This is a genomic window from Curtobacterium luteum (assembly GCF_014646995.1).
GTDB lineage: Bacteria > Actinomycetota > Actinomycetes > Actinomycetales > Microbacteriaceae > Curtobacterium > Curtobacterium luteum.
The window spans coordinates 81,509-96,782 of sequence record NZ_BMOI01000013.1 but is presented as its reverse complement, the minus strand read 5'-3'; the positions used below and the strand labels follow the sequence as shown (position 1 = coordinate 96,782).

Annotated in this window: 15 protein-coding genes and 1 pseudogene; 8 read left to right on the top strand and 8 right to left on the bottom strand. The window is 68.6% G+C overall.

Annotated features, from left to right (window positions below):
* Nucleotides 1–175 precede the first annotated feature (175 nt).
* The 3 genes and pseudogenes from IEY20_RS14065 to IEY20_RS14055 all read left to right on the top strand — a co-directional run bounded on the left by IEY20_RS14065 (nucleotide 176) and on the right by IEY20_RS14055 (nucleotide 3,125).
* On the top strand, nucleotides 176–1,480 hold the full coding sequence (locus IEY20_RS14065; protein ID WP_188889242.1) for an aminotransferase-like domain-containing protein: 1,305 nt from the start codon (nucleotides 176–178) through the stop codon (nucleotides 1,478–1,480).
* A 39-nt stretch (nucleotides 1,481–1,519) separates the two neighbouring features.
* Nucleotides 1,520–2,407: pseudogene (locus tag IEY20_RS14060) on the top strand (D-alanine--D-alanine ligase family protein); the annotation flags it as partial.
* A gap of 88 nt (nucleotides 2,408–2,495) precedes the next feature.
* Entirely contained in the window at nucleotides 2,496–3,125 is a 630-nt protein-coding gene (locus IEY20_RS14055) for an ElyC/SanA/YdcF family protein (protein ID WP_175328985.1), read from the top strand.
* Nucleotides 3,126–3,754: 629 nt separating this feature from the next.
* On the opposite strand, the gene IEY20_RS14050 is transcribed toward IEY20_RS14055, so the two are convergent.
* From IEY20_RS14050 to rpmH, 8 genes are all read right to left on the bottom strand, one after another.
* A complete protein-coding gene (locus IEY20_RS14050; protein ID WP_175328984.1) occupies nucleotides 3,755–4,720 on the bottom strand; it encodes a ParB/RepB/Spo0J family partition protein in 966 nt (321 codons plus the stop codon).
* A complete protein-coding gene (locus IEY20_RS14045; protein ID WP_372379131.1) occupies nucleotides 4,720–5,613 on the bottom strand; it encodes a ParA family protein in 894 nt (297 codons plus the stop codon). The genes IEY20_RS14050 and IEY20_RS14045 overlap by 1 nt, the downstream gene beginning before the upstream one ends.
* A gap of 58 nt (nucleotides 5,614–5,671) precedes the next feature.
* Complete coding sequence (rsmG, locus tag IEY20_RS14040; protein ID WP_175328983.1) at nucleotides 5,672–6,316, bottom strand: 16S rRNA (guanine(527)-N(7))-methyltransferase RsmG; 645 nt, start codon at nucleotides 6,314–6,316, stop codon at nucleotides 5,672–5,674.
* On the bottom strand, nucleotides 6,313–6,810 hold the full coding sequence (locus tag IEY20_RS14035) for a Jag family protein (protein ID WP_022902700.1): 498 nt from the start codon (nucleotides 6,808–6,810) through the stop codon (nucleotides 6,313–6,315). Before IEY20_RS14035 ends, rsmG begins: the two co-directional genes overlap by 4 nt.
* Nucleotides 6,811–7,773, bottom strand: a complete 963-nt coding sequence (gene yidC / locus IEY20_RS14030) for a membrane protein insertase YidC (RefSeq protein ID WP_022902699.1) — start codon at nucleotides 7,771–7,773, stop codon at nucleotides 6,811–6,813.
* A gap of 8 nt (nucleotides 7,774–7,781) precedes the next feature.
* Nucleotides 7,782–8,171, bottom strand: a complete 390-nt coding sequence (gene yidD, locus IEY20_RS14025) for a membrane protein insertion efficiency factor YidD (protein ID WP_175328982.1) — start codon at nucleotides 8,169–8,171, stop codon at nucleotides 7,782–7,784.
* Complete coding sequence (gene rnpA / locus IEY20_RS14020; protein WP_175328981.1) at nucleotides 8,168–8,530, bottom strand: ribonuclease P protein component; 363 nt, start codon at nucleotides 8,528–8,530, stop codon at nucleotides 8,168–8,170. The genes yidD and rnpA overlap by 4 nt, the downstream gene beginning before the upstream one ends.
* A 61-nt stretch (nucleotides 8,531–8,591) precedes the next feature.
* Complete coding sequence (gene rpmH / locus IEY20_RS14015) at nucleotides 8,592–8,729, bottom strand: 50S ribosomal protein L34 (protein WP_019181680.1); 138 nt, start codon at nucleotides 8,727–8,729, stop codon at nucleotides 8,592–8,594.
* Between the two features lie 520 nt (nucleotides 8,730–9,249).
* On the opposite strand from rpmH, the gene dnaA reads away from it, so the two are divergent.
* The 5 genes from dnaA to IEY20_RS13990 all read left to right on the top strand — a co-directional run bounded on the left by dnaA (nucleotide 9,250) and on the right by IEY20_RS13990 (nucleotide 15,161).
* Nucleotides 9,250–10,716 (top strand): chromosomal replication initiator protein DnaA, encoded by a 1,467-nt coding sequence (gene dnaA / locus IEY20_RS14010; protein ID WP_175328980.1) that lies wholly within the window; start codon nucleotides 9,250–9,252, stop codon nucleotides 10,714–10,716.
* Nucleotides 10,717–11,309: 593 nt separating this feature from the next.
* Entirely contained in the window at nucleotides 11,310–12,455 is a 1,146-nt protein-coding gene (dnaN, locus tag IEY20_RS14005) for a DNA polymerase III subunit beta (RefSeq protein WP_175328979.1), read from the top strand.
* A gap of 70 nt (nucleotides 12,456–12,525) precedes the next feature.
* Nucleotides 12,526–13,413 carry a phosphogluconate dehydrogenase (NAD(+)-dependent, decarboxylating) gene (gnd, locus tag IEY20_RS14000; protein ID WP_022904044.1) on the top strand — a complete coding sequence of 296 codons (888 nt, stop codon included), beginning with the start codon at nucleotides 12,526–12,528 and terminating at the stop codon, nucleotides 13,411–13,413.
* Nucleotides 13,414–13,446: 33 nt separating this feature from the next.
* Nucleotides 13,447–14,661 carry a DNA replication/repair protein RecF gene (gene recF, locus IEY20_RS13995; protein WP_175328978.1) on the top strand — a complete coding sequence of 405 codons (1,215 nt, stop codon included), beginning with the start codon at nucleotides 13,447–13,449 and terminating at the stop codon, nucleotides 14,659–14,661.
* Nucleotides 14,661–15,161 carry a DciA family protein gene (locus IEY20_RS13990; RefSeq protein WP_175328977.1) on the top strand — a complete coding sequence of 167 codons (501 nt, stop codon included), beginning with the start codon at nucleotides 14,661–14,663 and terminating at the stop codon, nucleotides 15,159–15,161. The genes recF and IEY20_RS13990 overlap by 1 nt, the downstream gene beginning before the upstream one ends.
* Nucleotides 15,162–15,274: the final 113 nt, after the last annotated feature.

Genomic DNA, 15,274 nt, shown 5'->3' with positions numbered 1-15,274 from the left:
GACCACCAGAACGCCCCGTCCCCTCCGGGAGGCGGGGCGTTCTCTCGTCCCGGGGCACCTGGGGACCCGGTGGTGCGTTCTCTCACGCCAGAGGCCACCAGCACCGGATCGGACCCCGGGTTTCTCCAGCACATGTCGTAGTGTGGCGGGAATGCCTCAGTGAACGGAGCACACGATGACGAACGGCACCAGCCTCGACCCTTGGTACGACTCCTACGCCCAGCGCACCGCCGGGCTGAGCGCCTCCGAGGTCCGAGCCCTGTTCGCCGTCGCGTCCCGACCCGAGGTCGTCTCGCTCGCCGGCGGCATGCCGTACGTCTCCGCATTGCCCCGTGAGCTCGTCACCGGCTCGCTCGACCGCGTGATGGCCGAGGACGCGGCCATGGCGCTCCAGTACGGCGGCGGACAGGGCCTCCGGTCCCTCCGCGAGCACATCGTCGACGTGATGAGCCTCGAGGGCATCCGTGCCTCCGCGGACGACGTCGTGGTCACCACCGGCTCGCAGCACGCGCTCGACCTCGTCACGCGACTGTTCATCGATCCGGGCGACGTCGTCCTCGCCGAGTCCCCGTCGTACGTCGGCGCGATCGGGGTCTTCCGCTCGTACCAGGCCGAGACGGTCCACGTGGCGACCGACGAGCACGGACTCGTCCCGGAGGCGCTCCGTGAGACCATCGCCAACCTGCGCGCGCAGGGGAAGCGGATGAAGTTCCTCTACACGATCCCGAACTTCCACAACCCGGCCGGCGTCACGATGAGCCGCGAACGCCGTATCGAGGTCGTCGACATCTGCCGCTCGAACGGGATCCTCGTCCTCGAGGACAACCCGTACGGCCTGCTCTGGTTCGACGAGGCGGCGCCGCAGGCGATCCGTTCGATCGACGACGAGGGCGTGGTCTACCTCGGGTCCTTCTCGAAGACCCTCGCCCCGGGCTTCCGCGTCGGCTGGGCGCTCGCTCCGCACGCGATCCGCGAGAAGCTCGTCCTCGCGAACGAGTCCGCCGTGCTCTCCCCGAACTCGTTCGGACAGTACGTCGTGAACGCCTACCTCGACGCCGCCGACTGGAAGGGGCAGGTGGACACGTTCCGCGGCCTCTACGCCGAACGACGCGACGCCATGCTGTCCGCGCTGGGGGAGTTCCTCCCGGACCTCTCGTGGACGAAGCCGAACGGCGGGTTCTTCGTCTGGCTGACCCTCCCGGAGTCGCTCGACTCCAAGGGGATGCTCCCACGCGCGGTGAAGGAGCTCGTCGCGTACACCCCCGGCACCGCCTTCTACGCGGACGGTCGAGGGGGCGGCAACATCCGCCTCTCGTTCTGCTACCCCACGCCCGAGCATATCCGACTGGGCGTGAAGCGGCTCGCGACCGTCGTGAACGACGAGCTCGAACTCCTCGAGACGTTCGGCCCGGCCACGCGCCCGAACTCGGTCGTCCGCATGTCGTCGTCGGTGTCCGCGCCGCCGCCGAACATCTCCTGATCAGCACTTTCCGTCGTTCCACCCCGGAGGACCACCCGCATGGCCGCGCCTGCCAACCGCCACGTCGTCGTCGTCGCCGGAGGGATCTCGCACGAACGCGACGTCTCGCTCCGCTCGGGCAGGCGGGTCGCTGACTCCCTGACCGGCTACGGTTGGCGCGTCGATCTCCGGGATGCTGACGCGTCGCTCCTGCCTGCGCTCGCGGAGTCCCGCCCGGACGTCGTCTGGCCCGCGTTGCACGGCGCCTCCGGGGAGGACGGCGCGCTGCGGGGGATCCTCGAAGCACTCGACGTCCCGTTCGTCGGTTCACGCTCCACGTCGGCTCGCCTGGCGTGGGACAAGCCGACGGCATCGGCACTCGTTGCACGCGCCGGCGTCCGGACGCCGCGCTCCATCACGCTGTCCCACGACGTGTTCCGCGAACTCGGCGCCGTCGGTGTCCTCGACGCGATCGCCGGGGAGCACCCCGTCCCGCTGGCCGTGAAGCCCGCACGTGGTGGCAGCGCCCAGGGCGTGACACTGGTCGACGACGTCAACGACCTCCCGCGGGCCATGGTGACGGCGTACACGTACTGCGACGACGTCGTGGTCGAGCAGCTGATCCGCGGTGTCGAAGTCGCCGTGGGCATCATCGACACCGGCGACGGACCGGTGGCGCTGTCCGCCGTCGAGATCGTCCCACGCAGCGGCACCTACGGGTTCGAGGCCCGCTACAACGCCGGGGAGACCACGTTCTACACGCCCGCGCGTATCTCGGAGGACCGGGCCGCAGCCGCCTCCGCTGCGGCGGTCGCAGCGCACCGGGCGCTCGGTCTGCGACACCTTTCGCGGGTCGACCTCATCATCGACGGTGCCGGTACGCCGTGGTTCCTCGAAGCCAACGTCTTGCCTGGCCTCACCGAGACGTCGCTGGTTCCGCAGGCGCTCTAAGCATCCGGTTTCGACCTTGGATGGACGTACGCCGAACTGGCCGAGCAGGCGATCCGCGACGAACGCCACTGACCCGCGGCCTCGGATGCACAGGCTCGGCGCCGTCCGTGTTCCACGTGGAACGCTCGAGACGATCAGTGCCGCCTCCGTGGTTCTCGCCGCGATCCTCGGGGCGTCAGAGCTGATCCACGCCCGTGCAGCGCGACGAGGGATCACGAACCGGGCGGGCGTACCAGCGGACCGCCCCGGCGTTGTCGTCGTACTCGGGTTTGCGAACCGCGGCACGAGGATCAACATGGTGAACCGATGGCGAGCTCGCGTGGCGGTCCGGAGTGTTCGGAGACGCCCAGCCGCACGGGTCATCTGCAGCGGGGGAGCGGTGCGGGGTACCACTGCAGAAGGCGACCTCCTCGCGCGCTATCTCCGGGAGGGGTTGGGGTGGTCCGGCCCGATCGGCGTGGAACGGAAAAGCCGAAGCACCTGGGAGAACGTCGCCAACGTCGTACCGTTGCTCGGCGATGCCGAGTGGCTCGTCTTCGCCTCGGGCAGCCTGCACGCGGAGAAAGCTCGAACGTACCTTCGTCGTCAGCGACCGGACCTCGTACGGCTGATGGTTCCCGGCTCGGACCATCGATGGGGTGAGATGACGGTGGTGAAGCCCTTGTTCGCAGCGGTCGGGCTGTGGAAGCTCGCGCGGCTTCGACGTTCCACGTGAAACGGTGAGCCGGCTGCCTGGCGCATCCTGACTTGATTCGCGTTGGGCGTTCCACGTGGAACGCCCAACGCGCCGGGCGCCCTGGGCGCCGTTGTGCGCGCGAATCAGGGGAGGACGGACCCCGCGCTGCGTCCGGGGTTGTTCCTGCCGGTAGCGGGCCGCAGAGGACACGACACGACAACCCCAGGGGTCGTCGGCGCGCGGCAGAACACGCTCCAACCCGGACGTGATCGTCGCCGTGACGCCCGTCCCGTGGCCGCCCGCCCACGGTCGCTCCGCGGCCGCCCGGCCCGCGGCCGCCCGGCCCGCGGCAACCCGTCCCGCGGCAGCCCGTCCCCCGGCAGCCCGCCCCGCCGTGACCGACCAAGGCGATACCCGGATCGAGGCCGCTGCTTCACGCCGCGAGGGCGGTGCGCTGCGGAAGAACAAGGGGCTCACCCCTCCCCGGAACCCTCTTGGGCTGAAAAGCGGCTCCCGATGAGTCGATCGCGCCGACGCCGAGCGATATCGGCAACGACGGACTCGACCTGACGGCGCCGAGGCGACCACAGCGCGACCAGGCCGAGGACACTGATTCCGGCCTCACTCCGATGCGCGTCCAGCCACCCCACCACGCGCCGACCGGTGAGTCAGTTCGCGATGTCGTTGATGCCGAGTTCTCCGAGGATGCGGTTGAGGTCGTCGCCGTTCGCGAAGTCGATCGTCACCGAGCTCTTCCGTGCGCCCACAGCGATCTTGACCCGCGTGTTGAGGCGATCTCCGAGTCGCTCCGCCAGATCGTCGAAGTGCGCCTGGCGCTTCGACGGCTGGGGCGTCGACTTCGGCGGCGTCTTGGACGAGAGCTGCTGCGCAAGCGCCTCCGCAGTCCGCACGGACAGATCCTCATTGACGATCTTCTCCGCCAGGTACTCCATGGACTCGGCGTCGGGAGCTGCCAGGATCGCGCGCGCGTGCCCGGCAGACAGGACGCCCGCGGCTACCCGGCGCTGCACGGGGGAGGGGAGTCGGAGCAGACGGATCGTGTTCGTGATCTGCGGGCGCGATCGACCGATACGCTGCGCGAGCTGTTCCTGCGTGATCCCGAAGTCGGCGAGCAGCTGCTGGTACGCCGACGCCTCCTCCAGCGGGTTCAACTGGGCCCGGTGGAGGTTCTCGAGCAGTGCGTCCCGCAACATGGCGTCGTCCGGGGTGTCCTTGACGATCGCCGGGATCGTGCTGAGACCCAACTCTTTCGTCGCACGCAGACGCCGCTCGCCCATGATGAGCTCGTACTGCGGCGCGTTGCCCTCTGCGCCGGCGATCGGCCGGACCACGATGGGCTGCAGGACACCGATCTCGCGGATCGAGTGCACGAGCTCCTGGAGCTCCTCTTCGCGGAACTCCTTGCGCGGCTGCTGCGCGTTCGGAACGACATCGAGCGGGTTCAGGTTCACCAGACGAGCGCCCGGGACGGCCACGAGGTCGTCCGCCGTCGGCGCGGAGGCCGGTGAACCGCCCGTCGGGAAGAAGACGTCGACCGGTCGATCTTGCTGCTCGGAGACCGTGGGGATGAGTGCGCCGATGCCTCGGCCGAGTCCGGTTCGCTTCGGTGCCATCAGTCCTGCGCTCCTCGTGCTGCGATCTCGGATGCCGCCTCCAAGTAGGAGAGCGATCCGGTGGAGTTCACGTCGTACGCGACGACGCTCTGGCCGTAGCTCGGTGCCTCACTGACGCGGACCGAGCGGGGGATCATCGACGTCAGGACCTGATCCCCGAAGTGCTGGCGAACGTCGTTGGCGACCTGGTTCGAGAGGTTCGTGCGACCGTCGTACATCGTCAGCAGGATCGTCGACACCCGGAGCTTGGGGTTGAGATGCCGCTCGATCAGCTCGATGTTGCGGAGCAGCTGGCTCAGGCCCTCCAGTGCGTAGTACTCGCACTGGATCGGGATGAGCACCTCTTCGGCCGCGACGAACGCGTTGATCGTCAGGAGGCCGAGCGAGGGCGGGCAGTCGATGAAGACGTAGTGGTACGGCTCGTCGAGTGAACCGAGGTACTGGTCGAGGGCCGTCCGGAGCCGCTGTTCCCGCGCCACGAGCGAGACGAGCTCGATCTCCGCCCCGGCGAGGTGGATCGTCGCCGGCACGCACCACAGTGTCTCGGACTCGGGGGAGCGTTGGACGGTGTCAGCGATCGGCGCTTCGTCCACGATGACGTCGTAGATACTCGCAACCTCGGCTTGGTGGTCGACGCCGAGCGCCGTCGACGCGTTGCCCTGCGGGTCCAGGTCGATCACGAGGACTCGGGCGCCGCCGTGCGCCAGCGCGGCCGCGAGGTTGACCGTGGTGGTGGTCTTGCCGACCCCGCCCTTCTGGTTCGACACCGTGATGATGCGCGTCTTCACTGGCAGTGGGAACTGCTGCGTCGCGATCGCCCGACGGCGACGGTTCAGGTCCGCGATCTCACGGGCTAGCGGCGTCGACGCGTCGTAGTCGGTGGATGAACTCAACGAGTGCCCTCTTCCCCGGTTCATGTTTCACGTGGAACGCGGAGCCCTGCTGCCGGCGTCAGTCAACTGTAGCCCGGAAGACGCGTGTGGTCTCCTCGACCACACCGTCCCCGAGCTCGAGGACCTCGACGTCACTCAGACGCTTCCGCAGGATGACCTTGCGAGCCTTCTCGACCTCGTCGTCGACCCGCGCCCCCTTCATGAGCACCAGCTGCCCGCCGGAGCGGACCAAGGGCACGGTGAGCGGGATGAGCTTCGACAGCGCGCTGACTGCGCGGGCGGTCACCTGGTCGACGGTGATCTCGTCAGCGACGTCCTCGGCGCGGGCGCGAACCACGGCGACGTTGTCCAGACCGAGACGCTCAACCTCCGAGGTCAGCCAGTCGACCCGTCGCTCCATGGGCTCGATCAACGTGAAGTGCACGTCGGGCCGCGCGATGGCGAGGACCAAGCCGGGCAGCCCGGCACCGGAACCGACGTCCGCGACGCGACCGTCAGCCTCCAGGAGGGGTGAGAGCAGCACAGAGTTGAGGATGTGTCGCGTCCAGAGCCGCGGGAGTTCGAGCGGCCCGATGAGCCCGAGCTCCTCACCGCGCCGCGCGAGCTCGTTCGTGAACGACCGCGCGAGTTCCGCGCGGTCACCGAAGAGCGTCGCCGCAACGGCTGGCTCGGCCTCGAGCTCCGGGGTGACGGCCTCCGTCATCGGGTGACGACGGTGTGCCGGTCCCGACCCTCGCCCTCGGACTCCGAGTGGAATCCCTTCTCGGCGACGAGGTCGTGCACGAGCTTGCGCTCGTAGGAGGACATCGGGGGGAGTGCGGCCGACGACGAGCCACCTTCGACACGCTCGATCGCGGTGTCCACGAGTCGCTGCAGCTCGGACGCACGAGCGTCACGGGAGCCACCGACGTCGAGGATCAGCCGGCTGAACTCGCCCGTCTCGGCCTGCACCGCGATGCGCGTGAGCTCCTGCAGCGCTGTGACCGTCTCCGGCTTCGAGAGCACCCGCAGGCCTTCGCCGTCGTCCGTGACGGACAGGTAGACCCGACCGCCGCGCTCCTCGATCTCGATGTCGCCGTCGAGGTCGCAGATGTCGAGCAGACCCTCGATGTAGTCGCCGGCGATGTCCGCCTCGTCGCGCTCGACCTCGTCCTGGTCGACCTCGGGTGCCTCGGCCGTGGTGGTGTCGTCCGTCACTTACTTCTTCCCGTTCTTCTTCGCCCGGTTCTTGCCGACCGGCTGCTGACGCTGCGTCGTGACCCGCACGGGCTCGACCTCCACGGCCGTCGCACCGGCACCCGCCTCGGCGAGAACAGGGGTACCCCGGCGCTGGGCCTTCTTCGCGAGTCGGGCCTCACGCGCGAGCGCGGCCTCGGAGCCCGGCGTGGGCATGCTGCGGATGACGAAGTACTGCTGCGCCATGGTCCAGATGTTCGAGGCGAGCCAGTAGAACATGACGCCGAGGGGGAACGAGAGACCCGAGATGACGAAGACCAGCGGGAGGATGTACAGCATCATCTTCTGCTGGCGGTACATCGGAGACTCCTTGGTCTCCGGCGACATGTTCTTCGCGACGAGCTGCAGCTGCGTGATGAACTGCGACGCGGTCATCACGACGATCATGAAGCCAGCGATGACCCGGACTTCCCAGCCCGAGGCGTTCGTGAAGGTCTCGTGCAGCGGAGCGCCGAACAGGGACGCGTTGCCGAAGGAGGCCGCGAGGTCGTTCGTCAGCAGGCCGATGCCCGCCTTGTTGATCTGCGCCTCGTGCAGCACCGAGTACAGCGAGAAGAAGATCGGCATCTGGATCAGCAGCGGCAGGCAGGAGCTCAACGGGTTCGTCCCGGTCTCCTTGTAGAGCGCCATGGTCTCGCGGCTCATGGCCTCACGCGAGAACTGGTCCTTCTTGCCCTTGTACTTGTCCTGGATCTTCTTGAGCTGCGGCGCGACCTCGAGCATGCGGCGCTGCGACTTGATCTGCCGCACGAAGATCGGGATGAGCGCAGCGCGGACCACGAAGGTCAGGAAGATGATCGACAGCACCCAGGTGATGCCCGCGCCGGGGTCCATCCCGAGGTTCTCGAAGACCCAGTGGAAGCCGACGAGGATGGCCGACACCACCCACTTGAGCGGCCAGAGGATGGTTCCGATGATGTCCATGGGGGCGGTCACGCCTTTCGCGTTCGCTGGGAGAGCAGCAGCGGGGCGATCGCAGGCTGCTGGGTCTGCGGGGTCGAGGTCGGGTCGTCGGCCGGGCCGGTGACGAACCCGAAGCGGTTCACGGTGTAGGAACGACGTCGTTCCGGCACGTCGTCGATGCCGCCGGCGGCCCAGGGGTTGCACCGGGCGATGCGCCAGGCGCCCATCGCCGAGCCTCGGACGACCCCGTACTGCTGGATCGCCTCGAGTGCGTACCGGGAGCACGAGGGGTGGTAGCGGCAGACGTTGCCGTAGAGCGGCGAGATCACGGCCCGGTAGGCCCGGAGCACGACGACGCACGCGTTGCGCGGGAGCAACGCGAGGACCCAGGCCACCCGGGCCAGCGGACTGCGATTCATGCTGCCTTCTCCACTCCGCGCGCGAACGAGCGCGAAACGTCTCCGAGCAGGGTAGGCCATCCGGCCTGCGCAGCGGCTGGCAGTGCGCGGATCACCACGTCGTACCCGGTCGGGGTCTGCGCGAGCAGCTCGTGCGCGATCGCCTTGAGCCGCCGTCGGACGAGGTTCCTCGTCACCGCGTTGCCCACCGTCTTCGCGACGATGAACCCGAACCGGGTCGGGCCGGCACCGGGAGCACCGTCGGTCACTGCTCGTCGGACCACGGATACGACGACGTGCGCCGTGGCGCTCTTGCGTCCACGGCGCACGACGGACCGGTAGTCGTCCCCTCGGACGATCCGGTTTGCTCGGGCCAGCATGCTCGCTACCGGTGGCCGATCCGCGTACGGACCGATCGCCGGCCGATCAGGCGGATCCGGCTCAGGCGCTGAGCTCGGTGCGGCCCTTGGAGCGGCGCGCGGCGAGGATGGCGCGGCCGGCACGGGTGCGCATGCGGGCGCGGAAGCCGTGCTTCTTGGCGCGGCGGCGGTTGTTCGGCTGGAAGGTGCGCTTGCTCATGATGATCTCCACGCGGCTGCACCGCGGACTCCGCGCCAGCGTGCACTGTGCGGGTGTCCGTGTGAGCCGTCACGTATGTATGTGTGGTGCCGCTCGGAGCACCGAACGACGCGTAACGGGCGCGACCTGACGGCCGCAGTCAACTGGTTAACGGTACGTGACAGCGGCGGGCAGGTCAAACGACGGCCGGGAACCGAGCGCGCGGCACCATTGTCCACACTGGGGAAAACTTCGGTTCGGTGCGACGCGCTGTGGTCCCGTACAGTGGTGTGATCGAACCGCCCACGGCCCGGTACGACAGGGGAGTCCCCCCTCGAGACGCGGTCGGGTGGTCGTGGACAAGGCTGTGGACAACCCTGTGGACCAGATGGTCGCACACGGTGCCCTCCACCGGTGCCGACGGAGCCGCCGACGCCGTCCGCGACCGAGGGCACCGGGGGTCCTCCGGCATGCTGCCGCCCGACTCCCGTGGCGACACGACGAGCACACGAGCACGAACGAACCTGGAGACGAGCGCGACATGACGATGCCGGCCGACCCCGTCGAGGACCTCTGGTCATCCGTGCTCGGACTCCTCGCCGAGGACGACCGCATCACGCCGCAGCTGCACGGCTTCCTCAACCTCGTCGAGCCGAAGGGCGTCCTCGCCGGCACGCTCTACCTCGAGGTGCCGAACGACCTCACCCGCGGCATGCTCGAGCAGCGCATCCGCGTCCCCATCACCGAGGCCGTCTCGCGCATCGGCGACGACGCCGTCGCCAACTTCGCCATCACCGTCAACCCGGACATGGCGTCGGAGCCTCGGATGGACGCGCCGGCACCGACGCACGTCCCCGAGTACGCCGAACCCGTCCAGGGAGCGGTCGAGCAGAGCGCGGCGCCCCGGCAGTACATCGAAGCGCCGTTCGTCCCGAGCCAGATCGACTCCCCGGGCACCGGCGGTCGCCCCGAGTCCCGACTCAACCCGAAGTACAACTTCGACAACTTCGTCATCGGCTCGTCGAACCGGTTCGCGCACGCCGCAGCCGTCGCGGTCGCCGAGGCACCGGCCAAGGCCTACAACCCGCTCTTCATCTACGGCGACTCGGGCCTCGGCAAGACGCACCTCCTGCACGCGATCGGCCACTACGCCGAGAGCCTCTACCCGGGGATCCGGGTGCGGTACGTGTCGAGCGAGGAGTTCACGAACGACTTCATCAACTCCATCGCGAACAACCGGTCGAACCAGTTCCAGCAGCGGTACCGCGACATCGACATCCTGCTGATCGACGACATCCAGTTCCTCCAGGGGAAGGACTCCACGCAGGAGGCCTTCTTCCACACGTTCAACACGTTGCACGACCACAACAAGCAGGTCGTCATCACCTCGGACGTCGCCCCGAAGCACCTCACCGGCTTCGAGGACCGCATGCGCTCGCGCTTCGAGTGGGGCCTCATCACGGACGTCCAGGCGCCGGACCTCGAGACCCGGATCGCGATCCTCCGCAAGAAGGCACAGTCCGACCACCTGCAGGTGCCGGACGACATCCTCGAGTTCATGGCCTCGAAGGTGTCGAGCAACATCCGGGAGCTCGAGGGGACGCTCATCCGGGTGACCGCCTTCGCGAGCCTCAACCGGACGGCCGTCGACATGTCGCTCGTGCAGACCGTCCTCAAGGACCTGATCACGCTCGACGACGACAACGTGATCGCGCCGACGGACATCATCAACCACACCGCGGAGTACTTCAAGCTGTCGGTCGACGACCTCTACGGGTCCTCGCGGTCCCAGGCCATCGCGACCGCGCGCCAGATCGCGATGTACCTCTGCCGGGAGATGACCAGCCTGTCGCTGCCCAAGATCGGTCAGCTCTTCGGCAACCGGGACCACACGACGGTCATGTACGCGAACAAGAAGATCACCGAGCTGATGAAGGAGCGTCGGTCGATCTACAACCAGGTCACCGAGCTCACCAGCCGGATCAAGCAGGACCGCCGCTACCGCTGACGACGCGGGTCGCGTCGCGGACGCGACCGACTGACGGACGGACGGACGGGAGGCACGGTGCGGGCGGGCACCGTGCCTCCCGTCCGCTGCGTCGCTGCGTTGCCGCGTCGTTCCGTCGCGTCGTTCCGTCGCGTCGCTGCGTCGTTCTGTCGCGCAGGTGACCCGGCGCATGCACGCGACGCGCCCTCCGATCAGTGTGGATGCAGGCACGTCCACCATCTGAGACGGTTCCAGGCGGCGAGATTCCCACAGTGTGGAAAGCCTGTGGATAACTGTGGATGACACGCGGCCCGGTTGTTCACAGATCGGTACCCACCTGTGGAGACTGTGGATGGAAGTGGATAGCTGAGATTCACTCATCCAGACCTCGTGCACACACCACTCACAACTCACACCTGTGTAGTTCCCTGTGGAGAAGCGGGATGCACAGAGTTATCCACACTGTGCACAGGCGTTAACACCATTGATCCTGGTTAACGATGAATCTCCGCGGGACAACCTTGTGGACGGCGGATGACAAGAATCCGGCGCCCCCTCCGCTGTGCCACAATGGGGCGGCCGGACAGTCCAACCGATCGACAGGGGTCCCAGCTGTGAAGTTCGAGGTCAACCGGGACGTCTTCTCCGAAGCCGTCTCCTTCGCGGTGAAGCTCCTCCCACAGCGCACGACCCTCCCGATCCTCTCCGGCGTGCTGATCCACGCCGACGGCGATCGTCTGACGCTCTCGTCGTTCGACTACGAGGTCTCCGCGCAGACCTCGATCACGGCGCAGATCGACGAGCCGGGCACGGTCCTCGTCTCGGGCCGGCTCCTCAACGACATCGCGAGCCGCCTGCCGAACGCGCCCGTCACGTTCACGACCGAGGACACGAAGATCTCGGTGACCTGCGGCTCCGCGCACTTCACGCTGCTGTCCATGCCGGTCGAGGAGTACCCCACCCTCCCGGAGATCGGACCGCAGACCGGTGTCATCCCCGGGGACGCCTTCTCGGAGGCGGTCTCGCAGGTCGCCGTCGCCGCGAGCCGCGACGACGTCACCCCGGTCATCACCGGCGTGCAGCTCGAGGTCGGCGACAACGACCTCTCCCTCATCGCGACCGACCGCTACCGCGTCGCCGTCCGGACCATCGCGTGGGACTCGGGCCGCGTCGGCTCGGAGCCGCTCCACGCGCTCGTCCCGGCCCGGACCCTGCAAGAGGTCGGCCGCACCTTCGGCTCCGCGTCGACGGTGTCCGTGTCGATCAGCGGAACGTCCGACCGCGAGCTCATCGCGTTCCACGCCGACGACAAGACGGTGACCTCCCTGCTCATCAAGGGCAACTACCCGCCGGTCCGCCGGCTCTTCCCCGAGACGGTCGACGACCACGCGGTGATCAACACCGCGGAACTCGTCGAGGCCGTCCGACGGGTCTCCCTCGTCCTGGAGCGCGAAGCAGCGCTCCGGTTCTCCTTCTCGGTCGACGGGCTCACGCTCGAGGCGATCGGGTCCGAACAAGCGCAGGCGTCAGAGTCGATCGATGCGTTGCTGACCGGTGAGGAAACGGTGGTCTCGTTGAAGCCCGCCTTCCTCCTGGACGGGTTGAACGCGGTGCACTCCGAGTTCGTCCGCATCTCCTTCACCAAGACGGAGAACCCCAACAAGCCCGGCCCGGTGCTGCTCACCGGCCAGACTTCGCAGGAAGCACCTGCCACGGACGGATACCGGTACCTGCTGCAGCCCAATCTCCTGCTGCGGTAAGCGCAACAGCCGAACACTGCGCTGACGCGCCCCACCTGCATCAGCGCGACGACGAACAGAAGAGGAAATCATGCACATCGGTCTTGTCGGCCTCGGTCGCATGGGCAACAACATGCGTGCCCGTCTCCGCAACGCAGGCATCGAGGTCACCGGGTTCGACGCGAACCCCGCCGTCTCGGACGTCGCCAGCCTCGCGGACCTCGCGGCCGCGCTGCCCGAGGGCCAGAAGCTCGTGTGGGTCATGGTCCCGCACGGCAAGATCACCGACGACGTCATCACCGAGCTCGCCGAGGTCCTCGGCGAGGGCGACCTGGTCATCGACGGTGGCAACTCGAAGTGGCTCGACGACACCAAGCACGCCGAGCAGCTCGGCGCCGAGGGCATCCGCTACATGGACGCCGGTGTCTCCGGTGGCGTCTGGGGCAAGGACAACGGCTACGGCCTCATGGTCGGCGGTGACGTCAAGGACGTCGAGTTCGCCATGCCGGTGTTCGACGCGCTCCGTCCCGAGGGCCCGCGCGAAGAGGGCTTCTCGCACGCCGGCGGCGTCGGTGCCGGGCACTACGCGAAGATGGTCCACAACGGCATCGAGTACGCGATCATGCAGGCGTACGGCGAGGGCTACGAGCTCCTCGAGGCGAAGGACATCGTGCACGACGTGCCCGCCGTCTTCGCCGGGTGGCAGCGCGGCACGGTCGTGCGTTCGTGGCTGCTCGACCTGCTCGTGCTCGCCATCAACGAGGACCCGAAGCTCGACGAGCTCGAGGGCTACGTCGACGACTCGGGCGAGGGTCGCTGGACCCTCGAAGAGGCGATCGAGCTCGCGGTGCCGATGCCCGCGCTCTCGGCTGCGATGTTCGCCCGCTTCGTCTCGCGTCAGGGGAGCCAGTCCCCGACGATGAAGGCCGTCGCGGCGCTCCGCAACCAGTTCGGCGGCCACGCCGTCAAGAAGGCGTAGTTCAGGTCACCACCTGAGCTCGTCCCGGCCCGCGTGCACGTCGACCACCTGCAACTCACCGACTTCCGGAACTACCGGGAGGCGGAGGTCGACCTCGCACGCGGGCCGAACCTGTTCGTGGGCCGCAACGGCCAGGGCAAGACGAACCTGGTCGAGGCGATCGGGTACCTGTCCACGCTCGGCTCCCACCGTGTGCCGACGGACGCCGCGCTCGTCCGGCAGGGGTGCGACGCGGCGATCGTCCGCGCGCGACTGGCGCACGAGGACCGCAGCATCCTCGCGGAGGTGCAGATCAACCGGTCGGGATCGAACCGGGCGCAGGTCAACCGGGCGGCGATCAAGCCCCGCGAGCTCCCTCGGTACTGCACGAGCGTCCTGTTCGCCCCCGAGGACCTCGCGCTCGTCCGCGGCGAACCGGCCGGGCGCCGGCGGATGCTCGACGAGCTCCTCGGGCAGATCGCGCCGCGCATGCAGGGCGTGCTCGCCGACTACGACCGGACGCTCCGGCAGCGGAACACCCTGCTGAAGTCCGCGCGGGCCACCGGCTCGAAGGCCGGGGCGCTGTCCACGCTCGACGTCTGGGACGACCGGCTCGTGTCCTTCGGCGCCGAGATCATCGCCGCCCGGGACCACCTGACGCGGCGGCTCGCACCCTTCGTGACGGAGGCGTACGCGACCGTCGCCGGCGAACGGCACGAGGCGACGATCACCGGCGTCCTCAGCGTCCGCGGCGGTGACCCGGAGGACGCGGCAGCGACGGACCCCGTGCTCGGGACCCCGGACGAGCCGGTCACGGTCCCCGCTGCGGCCGAGGCGTTCCGGAGTGCGCTCGACCGCCGCCGCCGGGACGAACTCGACCGAGGACTGACCCTCGTCGGGCCCCACCGGGACGACGTGCTCTTCCAGCTGAACGGGTTACCCGCCCGCGGCTACGCCAGTCACGGGGAATCGTGGTCCTTCGCGTTGGCCGTGCAGCTCGCGAGCGCCGCGGTGCTGCGTGCCGAGTCGACGCTCGGCGACCCGATCATCATCCTCGACGACGTCTTCGCCGAACTCGACGAGTCCCGCCGGGAACGGCTCGCGAACGCGGTCGCGGACTACGAGCAGGTGCTCATCACGGCGGCGGTGTTCGGTGACGTTCCCGAGCAGCTGGCGGCGCACACCGTGCACATCGAGGCCGGCACGATCGTCGACCGGCCCGCGCCGGCCACGACCGTCGACCCGTCGAGCGCGGACACGGCGTCCTGATGCCGAAGCCCTGGAAGCCCACCGAGCCGTCCCGGTTCTACCGCCACCTGAAGGCCGTGTTCGGCGACCCGTCGCTCCGCACGGTGGACGCCCGGCGCCGCCGAGCCCGCGAGGTCGACGCGGACTCCGTGCCCTACGGCCGAGGCCGCGAACCGAAGGGGCTCGGCGACGTCGTCGGCTCCCTCGCGAACGAGCTCGGCTGGGTCGAGCCGCTCGCCCGCTCCGGGTTGTTCGTCGACTGGCCCGGTGTGGTGGGCGAGGAGCTCGCGAAGCACTCCCACCCGGTGACCATCGACGACGGTGCCCTCGTCATCCGGTGCGACTCCACGGCGTGGGCCACGCAGCTCCGACTCATGCGTTCGACCATCACCACGACGATCGCCGAACGGCACCCGCAGGCAGGGGTCGAGTCGATCCGGGTTTCGGGCCCCGACGCCCCCACCTGGAAACGCGGTCCCAGGACCGTCCAGGGGCGCGGTCCTCGCGACACCTACGGTTGAGGCGGCAATTTCATCCTGCCGGGCGAAAAAAGGCCCGTCAGCGGCCGGATTCCGCCTCGAACGAACGGGCGACGCGGTAGACTGGGGAGTGCAGTGTGCGGGCGTTCCGCGCG

Coding starts and splice junctions, on each gene's coding strand:
- IEY20_RS13990 (WP_175328977.1), top strand. CDS start 14,661: ATGCCGAAGCCCTGGAAGCCCACCGAGCCGTCCCGGTTCTACCGCCAC.
- yidC (WP_022902699.1), bottom strand. CDS start 7,773: ATGGACATCATCGGAACCATCCTCTGGCCGCTCAAGTGGGTGGTGTCG.
- rsmG (WP_175328983.1), bottom strand. CDS start 6,316: ATGACGGAGGCCGTCACCCCGGAGCTCGAGGCCGAGCCAGCCGTTGCG.
- IEY20_RS14055 (WP_175328985.1), top strand. CDS start 2,496: ATGCACAGGCTCGGCGCCGTCCGTGTTCCACGTGGAACGCTCGAGACG.
- gnd (WP_022904044.1), top strand. CDS start 12,526: ATGCACATCGGTCTTGTCGGCCTCGGTCGCATGGGCAACAACATGCGT.
- rnpA (WP_175328981.1), bottom strand. CDS start 8,530: ATGCTGGCCCGAGCAAACCGGATCGTCCGAGGGGACGACTACCGGTCC.
- rpmH (WP_019181680.1), bottom strand. CDS start 8,729: ATGAGCAAGCGCACCTTCCAGCCGAACAACCGCCGCCGCGCCAAGAAG.
- yidD (WP_175328982.1), bottom strand. CDS start 8,171: ATGAATCGCAGTCCGCTGGCCCGGGTGGCCTGGGTCCTCGCGTTGCTC.
- IEY20_RS14050 (WP_175328984.1), bottom strand. CDS start 4,720: ATGGCACCGAAGCGAACCGGACTCGGCCGAGGCATCGGCGCACTCATC.
- dnaA (WP_175328980.1), top strand. CDS start 9,250: ATGACGATGCCGGCCGACCCCGTCGAGGACCTCTGGTCATCCGTGCTC.
- IEY20_RS14065 (WP_188889242.1), top strand. CDS start 176: ATGACGAACGGCACCAGCCTCGACCCTTGGTACGACTCCTACGCCCAG.